Consider the following 20885-nt stretch of genomic DNA (forward strand, 5'->3'; position numbering starts at 1 on the left):
TCCCACATGGATTGCAGCGGCCCTGTGGGAGCGAGCCTGCTCGCGAAGGATTCAGCGCGGTTTTGGACCGAACGCAGAGGCCGTAATCCCCCACTGCCCCAGCCAGTAGCTAAGGATGATCACGTAAGGTGCTGCTTCGAACGGCATTACAAAGCGGCTAATCCCAATCACGCTATCGGAAAACACAAATGCCAGCGCCCCCGCTGCCGCCAGCAACGCCGAGCGCTTGGGCACCTCGCTACCGAGCCTGGCCAGTGCCCGCCAAAGCATCGCGCTGATCGCCAGGCCGTAAACGATCACCGGGATCAGCAACGGTCCCAGACCGTGAGAGATCAGAATCCCCAGCAGCACCGCGCCAACGCCGAGCGCCAGGATCAGCGGTACCGGCGCCAGTCGCCGGCAATCGCTCACGTACGCTTTCAGGTACGCCAGGTGGGCGACCAGAAACGCCCCGAGGCCGAACACGAACAAATCCCCCGGCCATGCGAGCAACACATCGCCGAGCAGGGAGAAAATCAATCCAAGGCTGATCCAGCGCCGGTACTCGGTGGGCGGCGCATCATGCAGCCATCCGAGCAAGGCCAGCACCGGCAACGGTTTGACCAGCAGGCAGAGCAGCGCGGCATGCATGCTGAGGCCGTAGAGAAAGGTCACCGCGCCCATCAGCGCCAGGAGCAGCCAGCCCAAGATCAGTTAACCGAGATCGCGCAGTCGAAGGTTTCTACTGGCAGCACTTCCGGTGCCCACGGTTGTTGCGAGGTCAGACGCAAACGGCCTGTGCCGGTAGCGAACGCCTGAAAGCGCCAGGTCGAGATCCCGGCCGCACCCACCACACCGGCATCTTCCGGGTTGCTGTAAACCTCTGGGCTGAGCGCGCGCAGCACGCCACCGGCGGAATCCTGGATCGCCCAGCGATACCCCGTGGTCGGGTTGCTTGGCAGTGTCAGGATCAGGTTCTGCCCGTTGTGCAGGGTCGTCGGGCATTCGCTTTGTTTTTCCACGGTCACGTTCTGTTTGGGGGGCGTGGCACACGCGGCCAGCAAGGCGAGGGCGAGGGGGACAAACAGGCGGGTGGGGGACATAAGGTCAGCGGCTCCGGCATTCACGACGAACGGCGAGCATAACTGAAGATGAGACGAAGTGTGACAGCGCCGGGAATTGGCGGTGTGAGTGCCGACGTCTTCGCGAGCAGGCTCGCTCCCACAAGGGACAGTGATAACCCTGGCTACATCACTGTCAAAACAGCACCTTCCCCACATGCCCACAAGGTTTGCGATACCCCTGTGGGAGCGAGCCTGCTCGCGAAAGCGGTCGTGCAGACGCTACATCACCGTCAAAACAGCACCTTAGCCACGTCCGCAAAACGCTTGGCGAAATGCACGGTAATCCCTTCTTTAAGATAGTCCGGCAATTCCTCAAAGCTCCCGCGATTGGGTTCCGGCAGGATCAACTCGAATATCTTCTGCCGCCGCGCCGCAATCACCTTCTCGCGCACCCCACCAATGGGCAGTACATGCCCGGTCAGCGTCAATTCGCCGGTCATGGCGACGCCTTTCTTCGGCGGTTGATTGCGCGCCAGCGAAAGCAGGGCGCTGGCCATGGTCACGCCGGCGCTCGGGCCATCTTTCGGGGTGGCGCCTTCAGGTACGTGCAGGTGCACAAAGGCTTCGTCGAAGAACTTCGGATCACCACCAAACGACTTCAAATTGGAGCTGACGTAGCTGTAGGCGATTTCGGCCGACTCTTTCATCACGTCGCCCAGTTGCCCGGTGAGTTTGAAACCACGGTTCAATGTGTGAATACGCGTGGCCTCGATCGGCAAGGTCGCGCCGCCCATGTTGGTCCAGGCCAGCCCGGTGATGACGCCGGTGCCGGAGAGGACTTGCTCGTTGCGAAACACCGGATGCCCGAGTGACGCTTCGAGGTCTTTGGGGCCGAGTTTGATTACCGCGTTCGGCTCATCGATCAACTTCACGACGGCCTTGCGCACCAGTTTGCCCAGTTGTTTTTCCAGCTGGCGCACGCCGGCTTCGCGGGCGTATCCGTCGATCAACGCCTTCAACGCGCTGTCGCTAATGGACAAGCTGGCTTTGGACACACCGGCCTTTTCCAGTTGCTTTGGCCACAAGTGCCGCTTGGCGATGGCGATTTTTTCTTCGGTGATATAGCCCGACAGACGGATGACTTCCATCCGGTCAAGCAACGGGCCAGGGATCGAGTCCAGGGTGTTGGCGGTGCAAATGAACAGCACTTTCGACAGGTCCAGGCGCAGGTCCAGGTAATGGTCGAGGAATTCGACGTTCTGTTCCGGGTCCAGGGTTTCCAGCAGCGCGGAGGCTGGGTCGCCCTGGTAGCTTTGGCCCATCTTGTCGATTTCGTCGAGCATGATTACCGGGTTCATCACTTCGACGTCTTTCAACGCCTGCACGAGTTTGCCCGGTTGCGCGCCGATGTACGTGCGGCGGTGGCCCTTGATCTCGGCTTCGTCGCGCATGCCGCCGACGCTGAAGCGGTAGAACGGCCGGCCCAGGGATTCGGCGATGGATTTGCCAACGCTGGTTTTACCCACGCCCGGCGGGCCGACCAGCAGCACGATGGAGCCGCTGATCTCGCCTTTATAAGCACCGACCGCAAGGAATTCGAGGATCCGGTCCTTGATGTCGTCGAGGCCGGCGTGATGTTTGTCCAGCACCTTGCGCGCGTGCTTGAGGTCGAGTTTGTCCTCGCCGAACACGCCCCACGGCACCGCGGTCGCCCAGTCGAGGTAGTTGCGGGTTACCGCATACTCCGGCGAGCCGGTCTCGAGGATCGACAGCTTGTTCATTTCCTCTTCGATGCGCTTTTGCGCCTGGGCGGGCAACACCTTGCCTTGCAGGCGCTGCTCGAACTGTTCGATGTCGGCGCTGCGGTCATCTTTGGTCAGGCCCAACTCTTGCTGGATGACCTTGAGTTGTTCCTTGAGGAAGAACTCGCGCTGATGCTCACCGATCTTGCGGTTAACTTCGGCGGAAATTTCTTTTTGCAGGCGCGCGACTTCAACTTCCTTGCGCAGCATCGGCAGGACTTTTTCCATGCGTTTGAGCATGGGGACGCAGTCGAGCACTTCCTGCAGTTCACTTCCGGTGGCCGAGGTCAGGGCGGCGGCAAAGTCGGTCAGTGGCGACGGGTCGTTGGGGCTGAAGCGATTGAGGTAGTTTTTCAACTCTTCGCTGTACAGTGGGTTGAGCGGCAGCAGTTCCTTGATCGCGTTGATCAGCGCCATGCCGTAGGCCTTGACCTCGTCGGTCGGCTCGGTGGGCTGGTGCGGGTATTCGACTTCCACCAGGTACGGCGGGCGATGGTGCTTGAGCCAGGTGCGGATACGCACGCGGGTCAGGCCCTGGGCGACGAATTGCAGTTTGCCGTTTTCGCGGCTGGCGTGATGCACCTTGACCAGTGTGCCGTAGAGCGGCAGGGCCGAGGTGTCGAAATGGCGTGGGTCTTCCTGGGGCTTGTCCATATAGAACAGGGCCAGGGAGTGGTGATTGGATTTGCTGACCAGGTCGAGGGTTTCGGCCCATGGTTCTTCATTGACGATGACCGGCAACACTTGGGCCGGGAAGAACGGGCGGTTGTGGATCGGGATGATGTAGACCTTGTCCGGCAGGTTCTGGCCTGGCAGGGCGAGGCCTTTGCCGGTGGAGTGGTGTTCGGCGTTCTCTGGGTCGGCGTATTCGCTCGGGTCTTCGGGGAATTCTTGCTGGTCGCTCATGGGGCACCTGCGCAAAGGAGTATGGGTCTTAGATGGGGCAGGTTGGCGGTGGTTTCAATGATGACGTGGGGATAACGGATAATTCGAAAGCGTGTTCAGTGCAGAGACAGGTTAGCTGGATCTGGGCGGACATCTTCATTTTTGGAAGGCCCTTTCGCGAGCAGGCTCACTCCCACAATGGCTCTTGCTACAGAGATCCAATGTGGGAGCGACGGTGCGGCGATCCGACCTGCTCGCGAAGAGGTTTGTCAGCATTGTGGATGCTGTTGTGTCGGGGATTACGGGCGGATTTCGATCATCGTGCCATCTGGCACCAGGCCCCAGACTTCACGCATGTCCATGTTGCGCATGGCGATGCAGCCGTCGGTCCAGTCCAGGGTGTGGAACAGGTCTTCGGGGGTGTCTTCAGTGTCCGGGGTGCCGTGGATCATGATCATGCCGCCGGGTTCGACGCCTTCGCGCCGCGCGCGGGCGGAGTCGCTGATGTTCGGGTAGGAAATGTGCATCGCCAGGTTGAAGCGGTCACTGACTTTGCGCCAGTCCACCCAATAGAAACCTTCCGGCGTGCGTTTGTCGCCTTCCATCAGCTTCGGCCCCGTGGGGTGTTTGCCCAGGGAAATGCGATAGGTCTTGAGCGGCTTGCCGTCGTTGATCAATTGCAATTGGTGGGCGGATTTCAGAATCAATACTTTTTCGATGACTTTGCCGTCCAGGGTTTCCGCTACAGAAGCCTGGGAGACAGCGACGAACGACAAGCAAAACAGGGCAAGCAACCAGCGCATTGAAACGATTCCCAAAAAGTGTCGCGACTATATATTTATAGATGTTTGTTGTAAGTGCTGCCGCAGGCTGCGATCTTTTTGTGTCGGTAAGTCTACCGACGTTGAGTTCACGTGATGGCAGGCTGAGCAAGCGGCGGGATCGATTCGGACCGCACGGGGTAGACCTCGGCCCGCCGGTCAGCGAAGAAGCATTCTAAGGTACGGCCCACCGTGCGGAAAGCCAGCTCGGACCAAGGGATGTCGGCTTCTTCGAAAAGCTGCACTTCCAGGCTCTCGGGGCCGGCGGAAAAATCCAGGTCGACCAGCTCGGCACGGAAGAACACATGCACCTGGCTGATGTGCGGCACGTCGATCAAGGTATAGATGCTCAGATTGCGCACCCGGGCGCAGGCTTCTTCGGCCGTCTCGCGAATGGCCGCTTGCTCGATGGTTTCACCGTTTTCCATGAAACCGGCGGGCAGGGTCCAGTAACCGCGTCGTGGCTCAATGGCACGTCGGCACAGCAACACTTTGGAGCCCCAGGTCGGCACGCAACCGGCGACGATATTGGGGTTTTGATAGTGAATCGCGTGACAGCTGTCGCAGACAAAACGCAGGCGCGAATCGCCTTCGGGAATGCGCTGGGTCACCGGGTTGCCGCACTGACTGCAAAATTTCATGCTTGGGTTCCTGAATGCTGCGCCTATCTTGGCGTGCGGGGGTGTCCGTCGGCAAGTTGTCGTTTAGCGACACACGACAGTTCGGGGGTTGGGCGGTCGGTTCGATTGGTGCATGATGCAATGTAAGGCACAGATCGAGAACACTCATGCTGGACGAGCTACTGCATCGGGTAAGCAATCACACACCGCGCACGCTGGAGACCGACCGACGTTTCCCGGAGGCCGCGGTACTGGTGCCCATCACCCGCAGTGAAGAACCGGAACTGGTTCTGACCCTGCGTGCCAGCGGGCTCTCGACCCATGGCGGCGAAGTCGCCTTTCCCGGCGGACGTCGCGACCCCGAAGACCCGGACCTGATTTTCACGGCCCTGCGCGAAGCCGAAGAAGAAATCGGCTTGCCGCCAGGGCTGGTCGAAGTTATCGGCCCGCTAAGCCCGCTGATTTCCCTGCATGGCATCAAAGTCACGCCTTATGTCGGCGTGATCCCGGATTTTGTCGAATACCTGGCCAACGATGCCGAGATCGCTGCGGTGTTTAGCGTGCCGCTGGAGTTCTTTCGCAAGGATCCTCGGGAACACACGCATCGCATCGATTACCAGGGGCGCAGTTGGTACGTGCCGAGTTATCGTTTTGGCGAATACAAGATCTGGGGCCTGACGGCGATCATGATCGTCGAGTTGATCAACCTGTTGTATGACGCCGACATCAGCCTGCACCACCCCCCAAAAAGCTTTATCAATATTTGAAGCCATCGTTGGTATGGCGTGACCCCTGCTATTGCTAGTGAGCCTGCCTGGCCTTGAGGACAATAAGATGAAATACCGTCTGGGCGACGCCCGCGTCGAAACCCATCCACAGAGCTGGGTCGCCCCCAACGCTGTACTGGTGGGCAAGGTCAAACTGGAAGAGGGCGCCAACGTCTGGTTCAACGCCGTGCTGCGTGGCGACAACGAACTGATCCTGATCGGCAAGAATAGCAACGTCCAGGACGGCACCGTCATGCACACCGATATGGGCTACCCACTGACCGTCGGCACCGGCGTGACCATCGGCCACAACGCCATGCTCCACGGCTGCACTGTCGGCGATTACAGCCTGATCGGCATCAACGCGGTCATTCTCAACGGCGCGAAAATCGGCAAGAACTGCATCATTGGTGCCAATTCACTGATCGGCGAAGGCAAGGAAATTCCGGACGGTTCGCTGGTCATGGGATCGCCCGGCAAAGTGGTGCGCGAGCTGACCGAGCCGCAGAAGAAGATGCTGGAAGCCAGCGCTGCCCACTATGTGCATAACGCTCAGCGTTATGCCCGCGATCTGGTCGAGCAGGAAGAATGAGCACGCCGGAACGTCCCGTACGATCGCCGTGCGTGAATGTGTGTGCGCTGGACGATGATGATATTTGCATCGGATGTCAGCGCACGGTGGAAGAAATCACGCGCTGGAGCCGGATGGAAAACGAAGAACGGCGCAAGGTGTTGGGGTTGTGTCACGAGCGGGCCAAGTCGAGTGGCTTGCTCTGGATGCCAGGAAAAGCACCGGACCTGTAGCAGCTGGCGCAGCCTGCGTTCGCCTGTAGGAGCGAGCTTGCTCGCGAAGGAAGTTAACGATAACGCGTTCATGTTGGATAAACGTGTCGCTCTCAGGGCTTTCGCGAGCAAGCTCGCTCCTACAGGCTGCGCCAGCTGCTACAAGGTTTGGCGACGTTGCCTGGCTGAAGTCATCTGCACGCCAAATTGACAGGTTTCCCTCTGCCCATGTTTCTCCTGGCCGTCGTCAGCTGAAGCCAAACCCTGCGGTTCATGTAAAATGCCGCGCTTTCTCCCCATGGGAAGCGCGCGTGGCGCTGCGTCCCTCGATGATCCGCTCCTTTGAGGACCTGAGATGACCCGTATCGGAACTCCATTGTCGCCAACCGCGACCCGCGTATTGCTGTGTGGCTGTGGTGAGTTGGGCAAGGAAGTGGTGATCGAGCTGCAACGCCTGGGCGTTGAAGTCATTGCCGTCGACCGCTATGCCAACGCTCCGGCCATGCAAGTCGCGCATCGCAGCCATGTGATCAACATGCTCGACGGCGCCGCCCTGCGTGCGGTGATCGAAGCCGAGAAGCCGCACTTTATCGTGCCGGAAATCGAAGCCATCGCCACCGCGACCCTGGTCGAACTGGAAGCCGAAGGCTTCACCGTGATTCCGACCGCGCGCGCCACGCAGCTGACCATGAACCGCGAAGGCATCCGTCGCCTGGCCGCCGAAGAGCTGGACCTGCCGACCTCGCCGTACCACTTTGCCGACACCTTCGAGGATTACAGCAAGGCGGTTCAGGACCTGGGCTTCCCGTGCGTGGTCAAGCCAGTGATGAGCTCGTCGGGCAAAGGCCAGAGCCTGCTGCGCAGCGCCGATGACGTGAAGACCGCTTGGGATTACGCCCAGGAAGGCGGCCGTGCTGGCAAAGGTCGCGTGATCATCGAAGGCTTCATCGATTTTGACTACGAAATCACCCTGCTGACCGTGCGTCACATTGGTGGCACCACGTTCTGCGCACCAGTCGGTCACCGTCAGGAGAAGGGCGACTACCAGGAGTCCTGGCAGCCTCAAGCCATGAGCCCGATTGCCCTGGCCGAATCCGAGCGCGTGGCCAAAGCGGTCACCGAAGCCTTGGGCGGTCGTGGTCTGTTTGGCGTCGAGCTGTTTATCAAAGGCGATCAGGTGTGGTTCAGCGAAGTGTCGCCGCGCCCGCACGACACTGGCCTGGTCACCCTGATTTCCCAGGACCTGTCACAGTTTGCGCTGCACGCACGGGCGATTCTGGGCCTGCCGATTCCGTTGATCCGTCAATTCGGGCCGTCGGCTTCGGCGGTGATCCTGGTGGAAGGGCAGTCGACTCAGACCGCTTTCGCTAACCTGGGCGCTGCGTTGAGCGAACCGGACACGGCGTTGCGTCTGTTTGGCAAGCCAGAGGTCAATGGCCAGCGCCGGATGGGTGTGGCGTTGGCGCGTGATGAGTCGATTGAAGCGGCTCGTGCTAAAGCGACCCGTGCTTCTCAGGCTGTTGTGGTAGAGCTTTAAACCGAGGCGCGCCTATCGCGAGCAAGCTCGCTCCCACAGGTTCAGTGTGATCCCTGTGGGAGCGAGCTTGCTCGCGATGGCGGTCTATCAGGCAACCCGATTCAAATCGTTATGACGCGTCTCCTTCAGGCACAGCACCGCAATCAAGCTCAGCACCGCCGCCCCCGACACATACCCGCCGACATAACTCAAACCGCCCATCGCCACCAGCTTCTGTGCGAAGAACGGCGCCGCCGAGGCTCCGACAATACCGCCCAGGTTGTAGGCCGCTGAAGCGCCGGTATAGCGCACGCGCGTCGGAAACAGCTCCGGCAGCAGCGCGCCCATCGGGGCAAATGTCACGCCCATCAGAAACAGTTCGATGCACAGGAACAGCGCCACACCCCAGGTCGAGCCTTGGGTCAGCAGCGGTTCCATCAAGAAACCGGACAAAATCGCCAGCACGCCGCCGATGATCAGCACCGGTTTGCGCCCGTAACGATCACTGGCCCAGGCCGACAGCGGTGTCGCGGCCGCCATGAACAGCACGGCGAAGCACAGCAGCGCGAGGAAGGTTTCGCGGGTATAGCCGAGTGTCGAGACACCATAGCTGAGCGAAAACACCGTCGAGATATAGAACAGTGCGTAGCACACCACCATCGAACCGGCGCCCAACAGCATTGGCGCCCAGTATTGACTGAACAGCTCGACCAGCGGGATCTTCACCCGTTCCTGGCGAGCCATGGCGTTGGCGAACACCGGCGTTTCGTGAAGTTTGAGGCGTACATACAGACCGACCATCACCAGCACGGCGCTGAGCAGGAACGGAATCCGCCAGCCCCACGAGCGGAACTGTTCATCGGTCAGGGTCATGGCCAGGGTCAGGAACAGGCCGTTAGCCGCCAGAAAGCCAATCGAAGGACCGAGTTGCGGGAACATGCCGAACCAGGCGCGCTTGCCTTTGGGCGCATTTTCTGTGGCCAGCAAGGCCGCGCCACCCCATTCGCCGCCCAATCCAAGGCCTTGGCCGAACCGCAGCACGCACAGCAGGATCGGCGCCCAGGCCCCGATGCTGGCGTAACCGGGCAGTACGCCGATGAGGGTGGTGCACACGCCCATCAGCAGTAAAGAAGCGACCAGGGTCGACTTCCGGCCGATGCGGTCACCAAAGTGGCCGAACAACGCCGAACCCAGGGGCCGTGCAAGGAACGCGATACCAAAGGTGAGGAACGCCGAGAGCATCTGGGCTGTGCCGGAAGTCTGCGGAAAGAACACCGGGCCGATCACCAGCGCTGCGGCGGTGGCGTAGACGTAGAAGTCGTAGAACTCGATGGCGGTGCCGATGAAACTCGCCGTGGCCACACGGGTGGCGGAGTTTGTCGGCTGGGCAGGCGTGGTTTCGCTGTACGTTGTGCTCGTCGTCATGCGGTGATCCCTGACAGTCATGCTCCAATGGAGCGAATTATTATGGTCGAACACCCAGGGATGTGGGTTTAACGCAGCGTGCGGGTAGCACTGGGGTAGGGCGGCGCTTGGGTAAGCGGCTCGATTATAGGAAGGCGGCTAACTATCAAACAAGCGCAAATCCTTGTAGCAGCTGGCGTGATCGCAGGAGGTTATTGGATGGCTGGAACTGAGCTCGTATGCCAGATCAAAACCCGGGTGACGCGATTGTCTTCGGTTTCCAGGATTTCCAGGCGATAACGCCCGATCTTCAGGCACACAGCACTGTCCGGAATTGTTTCCAGCGCTTCGGTCACCAGGCCGTTAAGGGTCTTGGGACCGTCACTTGGCAGGTGCCAACCTAGGCTTTTGTTCAATTCGCGAATCGATGCGGCGCCCTCAATGACCAGTCGTCCGTCGGCTTGCGGATGGACATGCGGGTTATGCAGGCTGTGCTGGCTTTCGAATTCGCCGACGATTTCTTCGAGAATGTCTTCCAGGGTGACGATGCCGAGCACTTCGCCGTACTCGTCGACCACCATGCCCAAGCGCCGCTGCTGTTTGTGGAAGTTCAGCAGCTGCAGCTGCAATGGCGTGCTTTCCGGCACGAAGTACGGTTCGTGACTGGCGGCCAGCAGTGCTTCACGGGTCAGGCTGGCATCAGGCAGCAGATGGCGGATCTGCCGGGTGTTGAGCACCGCTTCGACCTGGTTGATGTCGCTGTGGAAGACCGGCAGGCGCGTGCGCTTGTTTTGGCGCAGTTGTTCGATGATGTCCGGGAGGGGGTCGTCGAGATTGATCCCGTCCACGTCACTGCGTGGTACCAGAATGTCGTTGACCGTGATGTTGTCCAGCGCATGGATACCCGACAGCGCGTGCGGACGGCAGACGGCGTGTTCATGGTCGTCGCGCCGCTCCTTCGCAGCTTCGTCTTCGCTGAACTGCACCACTTTGGCTTTGCGGGCGAACGGTCGCATCAATAACAGGCTGATGCTATTCAGCAGCCAGGCGGCCGGGTAGAGGATTTTCAGTGGTGCGCGGAGCAGGGTGTTACCCAGATTAAGGATCGCATCCGGATAGCGGGTGGCGAGGGTGCGCGGCAGATAATCGGCAAACACCAGCAGAATGGCGCCGGCCCCTGCGCAAGCGGCCCATGGACCGTTTCCTGCCCACGTGAAAATCGCCAGCAAGGTGCTGATGACCACGACAAGCGCACGGCACAGGGTGTTGCAGAGGATCAGGCTGTTGAGCGGAAAGCTCAGCTTTGCCACCGGTTTGTCGCTTGAGCGCGAGGCGGTGCGCTGGGCCAGCAAGTGTTGTTGCGCCGCTTCGATGGCAGTAAACAGCCCCGACCATAAAATCAGCAGGGCCACTACTGCGAGCATCGGCCCTATGGGCAAGTCGTCCATTAATGCCGCCCGTCAGATATGCAGGATGTATTCACGAACCAGCTTGCTGCCAAAATACGCCAGCATCAGCAGGCAGAAACCGGCGAGGGTCCAGCGAATGGCCTTGTGTCCGCGCCAACCCAGATGGTTACGGCCCCAGAGCAACACGCTGAAGACGATCCAGGCCAGGCAGGCCAGCAGGGTTTTGTGCACCAGGTGCTGGGCGAAGAGGTTTTCGACGAACAACCAGCCGGAAATCAGCGACAGCGAGAGCAGGGTCCAGCCGGCCCAGAGGAAGCCGAACAGCAGGCTCTCCATGGTTTGCAGTGGCGGGAAGTTCTTGATCAGCCCGGACGGATGCTTGTGCTTGAGCTGATGGTCTTGAACCAGCAACAGCAACGCCTGGAACACGGCGATGGTGAACATGCCATAGGCCAGTATCGACAGGAGGATGTGGGCGAGGATGCCCGGCTCTTCGTCGATGATTTGAACGGTGCCGGCGGGAGCGAATTGCGCGAGCAGCACGGTTGCGAGGCCCAGCGGAAACAGCAGGACAAGCAGGTTTTCCACCGGGATCCGCGAGCAGGCCAGCAGCGTCAAGGCAATGACCGCTGCGGCAATCAGGCTGGCGGCGCTGAAAAAATCCAGGCCCAGGCCCATCGGCGTTAGCAAGTGAGTGAACAGGCTGGCGCTGTGAGCCAGTACCGCCAGCACGCCGAGCGTGACCAGCAGGCGCTTGTTCGCCTTGGCGCCTTTGGCCAGACGAGTGCCCTGGTAGAGAGTCGCAGCGGCATATAAGCAGGCGGCGGCGAGAGTCGTAAGCAAACTGGGTGACAAGGGGAGCATAAATCCTGTTAGGCAAGCCCGAAAGGCGCTGAGTTTGGCATAGAACCCACATCGCACGAAAGTGCGAGGTGTCCGCCAGACGCAGTCTTCGCTATAATCCGCGACCTGCCCACGCCGCAGGCTCGCCGAGCACATGTTTATCACGGTCTGGGCCGCCATTATCCCGGTCTACACAGGGCCTGAAAGGATCGCGCAATGTTTGAAAACTTAACCGACCGTCTCTCGCAGACGCTGCGCCATGTCACCGGCAAGGCCAAGCTGACCGAGGACAACATCAAAGACACCCTGCGTGAAGTGCGCATGGCGTTGCTCGAAGCCGACGTCGCCTTGCCGGTGGTCAAAGACTTCGTCAATTCGGTCAAGGAACGCGCCGTCGGCACCGAGGTGTCGCGCAGCCTGACGCCGGGCCAGGCCTTCGTGAAGATCGTCCAGGCCGAACTCGAAAGCCTGATGGGCGCGGCCAACGAAGACCTGAACCTGAGCGCTGTTCCGCCTGCCGTCGTGCTGATGGCCGGTTTGCAGGGTGCTGGTAAAACCACCACCGCCGGCAAACTCGCGCGCTTCCTTAAAGAGCGCAAGAAGAAGTCGGTCATGGTCGTGTCCGCGGACGTTTATCGTCCGGCCGCGATCAAGCAGCTGGAAATGCTGGCCGGTGAAGTCGGCGTTACCTTCTTCCCGTCTGACCTGAGCCAGAAGCCGGTCGACATCGCGCAAGCGGCTATCAAAGAAGCCAAACTGAAATTCATCGACGTGGTTATCGTCGATACCGCCGGTCGTCTGCACATCGATGAAGAGATGATGGGCGAGATCAAGGCGTTGCACGCCGCGATCAACCCGGTCGAAACCCTGTTCGTGGTCGACGCCATGACCGGCCAGGACGCCGCCAACACGGCCAAGGCCTTTGGCGACGCGCTGCCACTGACCGGTGTGATCCTGACCAAGGTCGACGGCGACGCCCGTGGCGGTGCCGCACTGTCGGTGCGCGCCATCACCGGCAAGCCGATCAAGTTCATCGGTATGGGCGAGAAGAGCGAAGCGCTCGAACCGTTCCACCCTGAGCGTATTGCTTCGCGCATCCTCGGCATGGGCGACGTGCTCAGCCTGATCGAGCAAGCTGAGGCGACCCTCGACAAAGACAAGGCCGACAAACTGGCCAAGAAGCTGAAAAAGGGCAAGGGCTTCGACCTCGAAGACTTCCGCGATCAGCTGCAACAGATGAAAAACATGGGTGGCCTCGGCGGCCTCATGGACAAACTGCCGAATATCGGCGGCGTGAACCTGGCGCAAATGGGCAACGCCCAGGGCGCGGCAGAGAAGCAATTCAAGCAGATGGAGGCCATCATCAACTCCATGACCCCGGCCGAGCGCCGCGACCCCGAGCTGATCAGCGGTTCGCGCAAACGCCGGATCGCCATGGGTTCCGGCACTCAGGTGCAGGACATCGGTCGCTTGATCAAGCAGCACAAGCAGATGCAGAAGATGATGAAGAAGTTCTCCGCCAAAGGCGGAATGGCCAAAATGATGCGCGGCATGGGCGGTATGTTGCCCGGCGGCGGTATGCCAAAGATGTAAAGAATCCGCGCCGGCAGTGATGTCGGCGCAGCCCCACACGGAAGTGGGATCTCCAGCAAACCCGCACTTGGCGGGAGCTGATCGGCCGTTTTCAACGACGGCTCTATAGCAAATCTTGATGGCGGCCGATAGGCAGCCGGAAAAAGACATTTGCAAAAGTCCGGATATTCCTTAGAATATGCGGCCTTTCGGGCACCTATGCCCGCTGTGCCTTTAGATTTGCAGCACCGACTACAGGAACGATGTTCACATGCTAACAATCCGTCTTGCCCTTGGCGGCTCCAAAAAGCGCCCGTTTTACCACTTGACCGTAACCGACAGCCGCAACCCGCGCGACGGTTCGCACAAGGAACAGGTTGGTTTCTTCAACCCTGTTGCTCGTGGTCAAGAAGTCCGTTTGTCCGTGAACCAAGAGCGCGTAGCCTACTGGCTGAGCGTTGGTGCACAACCTTCTGAGCGTGTTGCTCAGTTGTTGAAGGACGCTGCTAAGGCTGCGGCCTGAGCAATATGAACGCGACGCCAGCTGTTGCTGATGATTTGATCGTTATCGGCAAAATTTATTCGGTTCATGGCGTTCGCGGCGAAGTGAAGGTGTATTCCTTTACTGATCCGACTGAAAACCTGTTGCAGTACAAAACCTGGACGCTCAAGCGCGAAGGCAATGTGAAACAGGTCGAGCTGGTCAGCGGACGTGGGAACGACAAGTTCCTGGTCGCAAAGCTCAAGGGTCTTGATGATCGTGAAGAAGCGCGTCTTCTGGCTGGTTATGAGATCTGTGTGCCGCGCAACCTGTTCCCTGAATTGACCGACGGCGAGTACTACTGGTACCAGCTGGAAGGTCTGAAGGTTATTGATCAACTCGGGCAATTGCTCGGGAAAATCGATCATCTTCTGGAAACCGGCGCCAATGATGTAATGGTGGTCAAGCCTTGCGCTGGCAGCCTGGATGATCGCGAACGCCTGTTGCCCTATACGGAGCAATGCGTGTTGGCCGTCGACCTTGCCGCAGGCGAGATGAAGGTGGATTGGGACGCGGACTTCTAAGCGTGGCTAACTTGCGCGTAGAAGTGATCAGTTTGTTTCCCGAGATGTTCTCCGCCATCAGCGAGTACGGCATCACCAGTCGGGCGGTGAAACAGGGGCTGTTGCAGCTCACCTGTTGGAACCCGCGAGACTACACGACGGATCGACATCACACTGTGGATGATCGCCCATTTGGCGGTGGTCCGGGCATGGTGATGAAGATCAAGCCCCTGGAAGATGCTCTGGTTCAGGCCAAGGCAGCAGCCGGGGAGGCGGCGAAGGTGATTTACCTGTCCCCCCAAGGCCGTCAACTGACTCAGTCGGCGGTACGCGAGTTGGCGAATCTGGATGCATTGATCCTGATTGCCGGCCGCTATGAAGGCATTGACGAGCGCTTTATAGAGGCTCATGTCGATGAAGAGTGGTCGATTGGCGACTATGTACTGTCTGGCGGCGAGCTGCCGGCGATGGTCCTGATCGATGCGGTTACACGACTGCTGCCTGGAGCTTTAGGGCATGCGGACTCCGCTGAGGAAGATTCCTTTACGGATGGTTTGCTGGATTGCCCGCACTACACCCGACCGGAGGTGTATGCGGATCAGCGTGTTCCCGACGTATTGCTAAGTGGCAATCACGCGCACATCCGGCGTTGGCGTTTACAGCAGTCCCTTGGTAGGACCTTTGAACGACGCGCCGATCTTCTGGAAAGCCGCTCGCTTTCTGGAGAAGAGAAGAAGCTGCTCGAGGAATACATCCGCGAGCGGGACGATAGTTAACAACGTATCGATGGTAAGTCCGTTGATTTACCTTAGGAGCACAGCATGACTAACAAAATCATCCTTGCACTCGAAGCAGAGCAGATGACCAAAGAGATCCCTACCTTTGCCCCGGGCGACACCATTGTCGTTCAGGTGAAAGTGAAGGAAGGCGACCGTTCGCGTCTGCAAGCGTTCGAAGGTGTTGTTATCGCCAAGCGTAACCGCGGCGTAAACAGTGCTTTCACCGTTCGTAAAATCTCCAACGGTGTTGGCGTAGAGCGTACTTTCCAGACCTACAGCCCGCAAATCGACAGCATGGCCGTTAAACGTCGCGGTGACGTACGTAAAGCCAAGCTGTACTACCTGCGTGACCTGTCCGGTAAAGCAGCTCGCATCAAGGAAAAACTGGCTTAAGTCCAGCTTCCGATGCAAAAAAAAGCAGCCTGCGGGCTGCTTTTTTGTTGCCTGCGATTTATCCACAGGTCGTGACCGAGGTGCGGCCTTCGCGAGCAGGCTCGCTCCCACATTGATCACTGTTGTTCACAGAAGATCCAGTGTGGGAGCGAGCCTGCTCGCGAAGATTTATGAGGCGCAGCTAGATTCCGGTTGTACCAACGCCAGTAACGTCCACCCCGCCGAAGGCTTCAACCCACTATCGGCTGTCACCACAGCCCAATGCCGCTGCATCGATAGCGCCAAAGGCCAACAGAATCTGCGGCTCGTTCATTGACGCTCCTGTTCCTTGAAATAGCGGGCTATGAAAGACTAGCGGCCATTTTTACCGTTCACCTTTTTTCGCGCGCCGCCTAAAGGCTGCCCGTCTTGAGCGCCCATGCCTGCCATCGACCACCCACTGATAGACCAATTCCTCGACGCCCTTTGGCTGGAGAAGGGGCTGTCCGATAACACCCGCGACGCTTATCGCAGCGATCTGGCCCTGTTCAACGGCTGGCTGCAGGAAAAGGGGCTGGAGCTGATCAACGCCGGCCGCGAGTTGATCCTCGATCATTTGGCCTGGCGTCTGGAGCAAAACTACAAACCTCGTTCAACGGCGCGATTTCTCTCGGGCGTGCGTGGCTTTTATCGCTATCTGCTGCGAGAAAAGCTGATCGCCGTCGATCCGACCTTGCGTGTCGACATGCCGCAACTGGGCAGGCCGTTGCCCAAGTCCTTGTCGGAAGCTGACGTGGAAGCCCTGCTGAAGGCTCCGGATCTGAGTGAAGCCATCGGCCAGCGTGATCGCGCCATGCTTGAAGTGCTTTATGCCTGCGGTTTGCGGGTGACAGAGCTGATCAGCCTGACCCTGGAACAGGTCAATCTACGCCAAGGCGTGTTGCGGGTCATGGGCAAGGGCAGCAAGGAGCGGCTGGTGCCGATGGGCGAGGAGGCGATTGTCTGGGTCGAGCGCTACATGCGCGATGCCCGTGGTGAGCTGCTCAGCGGGCGTCCCAGCGATGTGCTGTTCCCCAGTCAGCGTGGCGAGCAAATGACTCGCCAGACCTTCTGGCATCGCATCAAGCACCAGGCCAAGGTCGCCGGGATCGGTAAGTCGTTGTCGCCACACACCTTGCGCCATGCCTTCGCCACACACTTGCTCAACCACGGCGCTGATCTGCGGGTGGTGCAAATGCTGCTCGGCCACAGCGACCTGTCCACGACCCAAATCTATACCCACGTCGCCCGCGCCCGCTTGCAAGACCTGCACGCCAAACATCATCCGCGCGGATGACCGCAGACCCTGTAGGAGCGAGCTTGCTCGCGATGGTGTGTCAGTCGACATTAATGTTGCTGACACACCATCGCGAGCAAGCTCGCTCCTACAGCCTCACAATGTCTTGCGTCAGGCGCATTCGGCCACACGGGCCTTATGTGGTAGGCTTTGTCGGTTTGCACGATGGGCGATTATGACCCGGTGTTTCGGCACGGGCGTTCTGATCATCCCATTTGTCCGCCTTCAGGAGTTCTCATGCGTCTGACCCAGATTTTCGCCGCCGCCGCCATTGCGTTGGTCAGCACCTTTGCCGTCGCCGATGACGCGGCCGACAAAGCCATTCGTAAAAGCCTGGAAAGCCTCGAACTCGAGGTGCCGGTAGAAAGCATCACCGCCAGCCCTTTGCCGGGTATGTATGAAGTCAAACTCAAAGGCAGTCGCGTGCTCTACGCCAGTGCTGATGGCCAGTACATTGTTCAGGGCTACCTGTTTCAGCTCAAGGACGGTAAACCGGTCAACCTGACCGAGAAGGCCGAACGCCTGGGTGTTTCCAAACTGATCAACGACATTCCGGTCGCGGAAACCGTGGTTTATCCGGCGATTGGTGAAACCAAATCGCACATCACAGTGTTCACCGACACCACCTGCCCGTACTGCCACAAACTGCACGCCGAAGTGCCTGAGCTGAACAAGCGCGGTATTGAAGTGCGTTACGTCGCGTTCCCGCGCCAGGGCCTGGGCTCGCCGGGTGACGAACAATTGCAAGCGGTGTGGTGCTCGAAAGACAGGAAAGCGGCCATGGATAAAATGGTCGACGGCAAGGAAATCAAGGCCGCCAAGTGCGATAACCCGGTGTCCAAACAGTTCGCCCTCGGTCAGTCGATTGGCGTGAACGGCACGCCGGCCATCGTTTTGGCCGACGGTCAGGTCATTCCGGGCTACCAGCCTGCGCCACAAGTCGCCAAACTGGCGCTGGGCGCGAAATAAATTCGCATCGTCATCGCCAGCCTTTGACGATCATGGTCCGGCGGCAACGTTCGCCGGGCCATTAATAGAGAACCGCGAGCATGCGGTTGTTTTCACGGCCGGCCTTGAGTCGGCCGTTTTATGGGGAGTTCACAGTGAAACCGGTCAAAGTAGGCATCTGTGGGTTAGGGACCGTCGGTGGCGGTACCTTCAACGTACTTCAGCGCAACGCCGAGGAAATTGCTCGTCGTGCCGGGCGTGGAATCGAAGTGGCACAAATTGCCATGCGCACGCCAAAGCCTCAGTTCCAGACGACCGGTATTGCGATTACCAACGATGTCTTCGAAGTGGCCACGAACCCTGAGATCGACATCGTCATAGAGCTGATGGGCGGCTACACCGTTGCCCGCGAGCTGGTACTCAAAGCGATCGAGAACGGAAAACATGTGGTAACCGCGAACAAGGCGCTGATCGCCGTTCACGGCAACGAAATCTTCGCCAAGGCTCGCGAGAAAGGCGTGATCGTGGCGTTCGAAGCCGCCGTGGCTGGTGGTATTCCGGTGATCAAGGCGATCCGTGAAGGCCTGTCCGCCAACCGCATCAACTGGGTGGCCGGTATCATCAACGGCACGGGCAACTTCATCCTCACCGAAATGCGCGAGAAGGGTCGCACCTTCGAAGACGTGCTGGCCGAGGCACAAGCCCTGGGTTACGCCGAAGCCGATCCGACCTTCGACGTTGAAGGCATCGACGCCGCCCACAAGCTGACGATTCTGGCGTCCATCGCGTTCGGTATTCCGCTGCAGTTCGACAAGGCCTACACCGAAGGCATCACCAAGCTGACCACCGCTGACGTGAACTACGCCGAAGCGCTGGGCTATCGCATCAAGCACCTCGGTGTTGCTCGCAGCACCGCGGCCGGCATCGAACTGCGTGTGCATCCGACACTGATCCCGGCCGATCGCCTGATCGCCAACGTCAACGGCGTGATGAACGCGGTGATGGTCAACGGTGACGCCGCCGGTTCGACACTGTTCTACGGCGCTGGCGCCGGTATGGAGCCGACCGCTTCGTCGGTGATCGCCGACCTGGTGGACGTGGTTCGCGCCATGACCTCCGACCCGGAAAACCGTGTGCCGCACCTGGCCTTCCAGCCGGATTCGCTGTCGGCTCACCCGATCCTGCCGATCGAAGCCTGTGAAAGCGCCTACTACCTGCGCATTCAGGCCAAGGACCATCCGGGCGTATTGGCCCAGGTCGCGAGCATCCTGTCGGAGCGCGGCATCAACATCGAATCGATCATGCAGAAAGAAGTCGAAGAGCATGACGGTCTGGTACCGATGATCCTGCTGACCCACCGCGTGCTGGAACAGCACATGAACGATGCGATCGCCGCCCTGGAAGCCTTGGCGGGCGTAGTCGGTCCGGTTGTGCGGATCCGCGTCGAGCACCTGAACTAAGCCGTTATCGTTCACCGGGCCCGCGTGCGGGCCCGGGTTTGCGAACACTGTCTATTGGAGCCAGTCATGCGTTATATCAGTACCCGCGGCCAGGCACCGGCCCTGAATTTCGAAGACGTCCTGCTGGCCGGTCTGGCCACTGACGGCGGTTTGTACGTCCCGGAAAACCTGCCACGTTTCACCCAGGAAGAAATCGCTTCCTGGGCCGGCCTGCCGTATCACGAACTGGCCTTCCGGGTCATGCGCCCGTTTGTCACCGGCAGCATCCCGGATGCCGATTTCAAAAAGATTCTTGAAGAAACCTACGGTGTGTTCTCACACAATGCCGTAGCGCCATTGCGCCAGTTGAATGGCAATGAATGGGTGCTGGAGCTGTTCCACGGCCCGACCCTGGCATTCAAGGACTTCGCCCTGCAACTGCTCGGTCGTCTGCTCGATTACGTGCTGGAAAAACGCGGTGAACGCGTAGTGATCGTCGGTGCCACCTCCGGCGACACCGGTTCGGCCGCCATCGAAGGCTGCAAGCACTGTGAAAACGTCGACATCTTCATCCTGCACCCGCACAACCGTGTGTCCGAGGTGCAGCGTCGCCAGATGACCACGATCTTCGGCGAGAACATCCACAACATCGCCATCGAAGGCAACTTCGATGACTGCCAGGAAATGGTCAAGGCGAGCTTCGCCGACCAGAGCTTCCTCAAAGGCACGCGTCTGGTCGCGGTGAACTCGATCAACTGGGCGCGGATCATGGCCCAGATCGTTTACTACTTCCACGCAGCGCTGCAGTTGGGCGGCCCGGCACGTTCGGTATCGTTCTCGGTGCCAACCGGCAACTTCGGCGATATCTTCGCCGGTTACCTGGCCCGCAATATGGGCTTGCCGATCAACCAGTTGATCGTCGCCACCAACCGCAACGACATCCTGCACCGCTTCATGAGCGGCAATCAGTACGTCAAGGAAACCCTGCACGCGACCCTGTCGCCGTCGATGGACATCATGGTCTCGTCGAACTTCGAACGACTGCTGTTCGACCTGCACGGTCGCAACGGCGCGGCGATTGCCGGTTTGATGGACAGCTTCAAGCAGGGCGGTGGTTTCAGCGTCGAACAAGAGCGCTGGACCGAAGCCCGCAAGCTGTTCGATTCCCTGGCCTTGGATGACGCACAAACCTGCGAAACCATCGCCGAAGTCTACGAGCAAACCGGTGAGTTGCTGGACCCGCATACCGCCATCGGTGTGAAGGCCGCGCGCGAATGCCGTCGCAGCCTGGATATTCCAATGGTGATCCTGGGCACGGCGCACCCGGTGAAATTCCCGGATGCCGTGGAAAAAGCCGGTGTGGGCAAAGCGCTGGAATTGCCTGTGCACCTTGCTGATTTGTTTGAGCGTGATGAGCGTTGCACTGTGTTGCCGAATGATCTGAAGGCTGTACAGGCGTTCGTCAGTCAGCATGGCAATCGCGGTAAGCCTTTGTAATCGGC

Annotated in this window: 21 protein-coding genes; 13 read left to right on the forward strand and 8 right to left on the reverse strand. The window is 59.5% G+C overall.

Going from position 1 to position 20885, the window contains the following annotated elements:
• Positions 1-51: 51 nt before the first annotated feature.
• The 5 genes from AC1MDT_RS27135 to AC1MDT_RS27155 form a co-directional block, all read right to left on the reverse strand.
• Entirely contained in the window at positions 52-687 is a 636-nt protein-coding gene (locus tag AC1MDT_RS27135; RefSeq protein ID WP_480419779.1) for a lysoplasmalogenase, read from the reverse strand.
• A gap of 2 nt (positions 688-689) precedes the next feature.
• Positions 690-1082, reverse strand: a complete 393-nt coding sequence (locus AC1MDT_RS27140; protein WP_480419780.1) for a protease inhibitor I42 family protein — start codon at positions 1080-1082, stop codon at positions 690-692.
• Positions 1083-1333: 251 nt separating this feature from the next.
• On the reverse strand, positions 1334-3751 hold the full coding sequence (lon, locus tag AC1MDT_RS27145) for an endopeptidase La (RefSeq protein WP_480419781.1): 2418 nt from the start codon (positions 3749-3751) through the stop codon (positions 1334-1336).
• 278 nt (positions 3752-4029) lie between these two features.
• Positions 4030-4533: a L,D-transpeptidase family protein gene (locus AC1MDT_RS27150; RefSeq protein ID WP_480419782.1), complete on the reverse strand. Its 504-nt coding sequence runs from the start codon at positions 4531-4533 to the stop codon at positions 4030-4032.
• Between the two features lie 107 nt (positions 4534-4640).
• Positions 4641-5192 carry an NUDIX hydrolase gene (locus tag AC1MDT_RS27155; protein ID WP_480419783.1) on the reverse strand — a complete coding sequence of 184 codons (552 nt, stop codon included), beginning with the start codon at positions 5190-5192 and terminating at the stop codon, positions 4641-4643.
• Between the two features lie 146 nt (positions 5193-5338).
• Here AC1MDT_RS27155 and AC1MDT_RS27160 point away from each other — a divergent pair, with 146 nt between their 5' ends.
• From AC1MDT_RS27160 to purT, 4 genes are all read left to right on the forward strand, one after another.
• Positions 5339-5938, forward strand: coding sequence for a CoA pyrophosphatase (locus tag AC1MDT_RS27160; protein ID WP_414908586.1), 600 nt, complete (start codon positions 5339-5341; stop codon positions 5936-5938).
• A 67-nt stretch (positions 5939-6005) separates the two neighbouring features.
• Positions 6006-6530 (forward strand): gamma carbonic anhydrase family protein, encoded by a 525-nt coding sequence (locus AC1MDT_RS27165; protein WP_480419784.1) that lies wholly within the window; start codon positions 6006-6008, stop codon positions 6528-6530.
• Positions 6527-6742, forward strand: a complete 216-nt coding sequence (locus AC1MDT_RS27170) for a DUF1289 domain-containing protein (protein WP_480419785.1) — start codon at positions 6527-6529, stop codon at positions 6740-6742. The genes AC1MDT_RS27165 and AC1MDT_RS27170 overlap by 4 nt, the downstream gene beginning before the upstream one ends.
• Positions 6743-7076: 334 nt before the next feature.
• Positions 7077-8258, forward strand: a complete 1182-nt coding sequence (gene purT / locus AC1MDT_RS27175) for a formate-dependent phosphoribosylglycinamide formyltransferase (RefSeq protein ID WP_414908583.1) — start codon at positions 7077-7079, stop codon at positions 8256-8258.
• An 87-nt stretch (positions 8259-8345) separates the two neighbouring features.
• Here purT and AC1MDT_RS27180 read toward each other — a convergent pair whose 3' ends face one another.
• From AC1MDT_RS27180 to AC1MDT_RS27190, 3 genes are all read right to left on the reverse strand, one after another.
• Complete coding sequence (locus AC1MDT_RS27180; protein ID WP_480419786.1) at positions 8346-9662, reverse strand: MFS transporter; 1317 nt, start codon at positions 9660-9662, stop codon at positions 8346-8348.
• A gap of 191 nt (positions 9663-9853) precedes the next feature.
• Positions 9854-11089 (reverse strand): transporter associated domain-containing protein, encoded by a 1236-nt coding sequence (locus tag AC1MDT_RS27185; protein WP_480419787.1) that lies wholly within the window; start codon positions 11087-11089, stop codon positions 9854-9856.
• Positions 11090-11101: 12 nt separating this feature from the next.
• Positions 11102-11914, reverse strand: coding sequence for a cytochrome C assembly family protein (locus tag AC1MDT_RS27190; protein ID WP_414906338.1), 813 nt, complete (start codon positions 11912-11914; stop codon positions 11102-11104).
• Positions 11915-12109: 195 nt separating this feature from the next.
• On the opposite strand from AC1MDT_RS27190, the gene ffh reads away from it, so the two are divergent.
• The 9 genes from ffh (at position 12110) to thrC (ending at position 20880) form a co-directional block, all read left to right on the forward strand.
• Positions 12110-13486, forward strand: coding sequence for a signal recognition particle protein (gene ffh / locus AC1MDT_RS27195; RefSeq protein ID WP_003209589.1), 1377 nt, complete (start codon positions 12110-12112; stop codon positions 13484-13486).
• A gap of 250 nt (positions 13487-13736) precedes the next feature.
• Positions 13737-13988 (forward strand): 30S ribosomal protein S16, encoded by a 252-nt coding sequence (gene rpsP / locus AC1MDT_RS27200; protein WP_007944872.1) that lies wholly within the window; start codon positions 13737-13739, stop codon positions 13986-13988.
• A gap of 5 nt (positions 13989-13993) precedes the next feature.
• Positions 13994-14530 (forward strand): ribosome maturation factor RimM, encoded by a 537-nt coding sequence (gene rimM, locus AC1MDT_RS27205; protein ID WP_007944873.1) that lies wholly within the window; start codon positions 13994-13996, stop codon positions 14528-14530.
• 2 nt (positions 14531-14532) lie between these two features.
• Positions 14533-15285 carry a tRNA (guanosine(37)-N1)-methyltransferase TrmD gene (trmD, locus tag AC1MDT_RS27210; protein WP_010463006.1) on the forward strand — a complete coding sequence of 251 codons (753 nt, stop codon included), beginning with the start codon at positions 14533-14535 and terminating at the stop codon, positions 15283-15285.
• Positions 15286-15330: 45 nt separating this feature from the next.
• A complete protein-coding gene (rplS, locus tag AC1MDT_RS27215; RefSeq protein WP_003175895.1) occupies positions 15331-15681 on the forward strand; it encodes a 50S ribosomal protein L19 in 351 nt (116 codons plus the stop codon).
• A 418-nt stretch (positions 15682-16099) separates the two neighbouring features.
• Positions 16100-16996, forward strand: coding sequence for a site-specific tyrosine recombinase XerD (gene xerD / locus AC1MDT_RS27220; protein ID WP_480419788.1), 897 nt, complete (start codon positions 16100-16102; stop codon positions 16994-16996).
• A 237-nt stretch (positions 16997-17233) separates the two neighbouring features.
• Complete coding sequence (dsbC, locus tag AC1MDT_RS27225) at positions 17234-17965, forward strand: bifunctional protein-disulfide isomerase/oxidoreductase DsbC (protein ID WP_480419789.1); 732 nt, start codon at positions 17234-17236, stop codon at positions 17963-17965.
• Positions 17966-18099: 134 nt separating this feature from the next.
• Positions 18100-19404, forward strand: coding sequence for a homoserine dehydrogenase (locus AC1MDT_RS27230; RefSeq protein WP_092281511.1), 1305 nt, complete (start codon positions 18100-18102; stop codon positions 19402-19404).
• Between the two features lie 66 nt (positions 19405-19470).
• A complete protein-coding gene (gene thrC / locus AC1MDT_RS27235; RefSeq protein WP_480419790.1) occupies positions 19471-20880 on the forward strand; it encodes a threonine synthase in 1410 nt (469 codons plus the stop codon).
• Positions 20881-20885 lie beyond the last annotated feature (5 nt).

This window comes from Pseudomonas sp. ASL7 (genome assembly GCF_056680375.1).

What these genes read in the sequence shown, in the direction of transcription:
- AC1MDT_RS27140 (WP_480419780.1), bottom strand. Translation starts at nt 1,082, where the DNA reads ATGTCCCCCACCCGCCTGTTTGTCCCCCTCGCCCTCGCCTTGCTGGCC.
- lon (WP_480419781.1), bottom strand. Translation starts at nt 3,751, where the DNA reads ATGAGCGACCAGCAAGAATTCCCCGAAGACCCGAGCGAATACGCCGAC.
- AC1MDT_RS27150 (WP_480419782.1), bottom strand. Translation starts at nt 4,533, where the DNA reads ATGCGCTGGTTGCTTGCCCTGTTTTGCTTGTCGTTCGTCGCTGTCTCC.
- AC1MDT_RS27155 (WP_480419783.1), bottom strand. Translation starts at nt 5,192, where the DNA reads ATGAAATTTTGCAGTCAGTGCGGCAACCCGGTGACCCAGCGCATTCCC.
- AC1MDT_RS27160 (WP_414908586.1), top strand. Translation starts at nt 5,339, where the DNA reads ATGCTGGACGAGCTACTGCATCGGGTAAGCAATCACACACCGCGCACG.
- AC1MDT_RS27165 (WP_480419784.1), top strand. Translation starts at nt 6,006, where the DNA reads ATGAAATACCGTCTGGGCGACGCCCGCGTCGAAACCCATCCACAGAGC.
- AC1MDT_RS27170 (WP_480419785.1), top strand. Translation starts at nt 6,527, where the DNA reads ATGAGCACGCCGGAACGTCCCGTACGATCGCCGTGCGTGAATGTGTGT.
- purT (WP_414908583.1), top strand. Translation starts at nt 7,077, where the DNA reads ATGACCCGTATCGGAACTCCATTGTCGCCAACCGCGACCCGCGTATTG.
- AC1MDT_RS27180 (WP_480419786.1), bottom strand. Translation starts at nt 9,662, where the DNA reads ATGACGACGAGCACAACGTACAGCGAAACCACGCCTGCCCAGCCGACA.
- AC1MDT_RS27185 (WP_480419787.1), bottom strand. Translation starts at nt 11,089, where the DNA reads ATGGACGACTTGCCCATAGGGCCGATGCTCGCAGTAGTGGCCCTGCTG.
- AC1MDT_RS27190 (WP_414906338.1), bottom strand. Translation starts at nt 11,914, where the DNA reads ATGCTCCCCTTGTCACCCAGTTTGCTTACGACTCTCGCCGCCGCCTGC.
- ffh (WP_003209589.1), top strand. Translation starts at nt 12,110, where the DNA reads ATGTTTGAAAACTTAACCGACCGTCTCTCGCAGACGCTGCGCCATGTC.
- rpsP (WP_007944872.1), top strand. Translation starts at nt 13,737, where the DNA reads ATGCTAACAATCCGTCTTGCCCTTGGCGGCTCCAAAAAGCGCCCGTTT.
- rimM (WP_007944873.1), top strand. Translation starts at nt 13,994, where the DNA reads ATGAACGCGACGCCAGCTGTTGCTGATGATTTGATCGTTATCGGCAAA.
- rplS (WP_003175895.1), top strand. Translation starts at nt 15,331, where the DNA reads ATGACTAACAAAATCATCCTTGCACTCGAAGCAGAGCAGATGACCAAA.
- xerD (WP_480419788.1), top strand. Translation starts at nt 16,100, where the DNA reads ATGCCTGCCATCGACCACCCACTGATAGACCAATTCCTCGACGCCCTT.
- dsbC (WP_480419789.1), top strand. Translation starts at nt 17,234, where the DNA reads ATGCGTCTGACCCAGATTTTCGCCGCCGCCGCCATTGCGTTGGTCAGC.
- thrC (WP_480419790.1), top strand. Translation starts at nt 19,471, where the DNA reads ATGCGTTATATCAGTACCCGCGGCCAGGCACCGGCCCTGAATTTCGAA.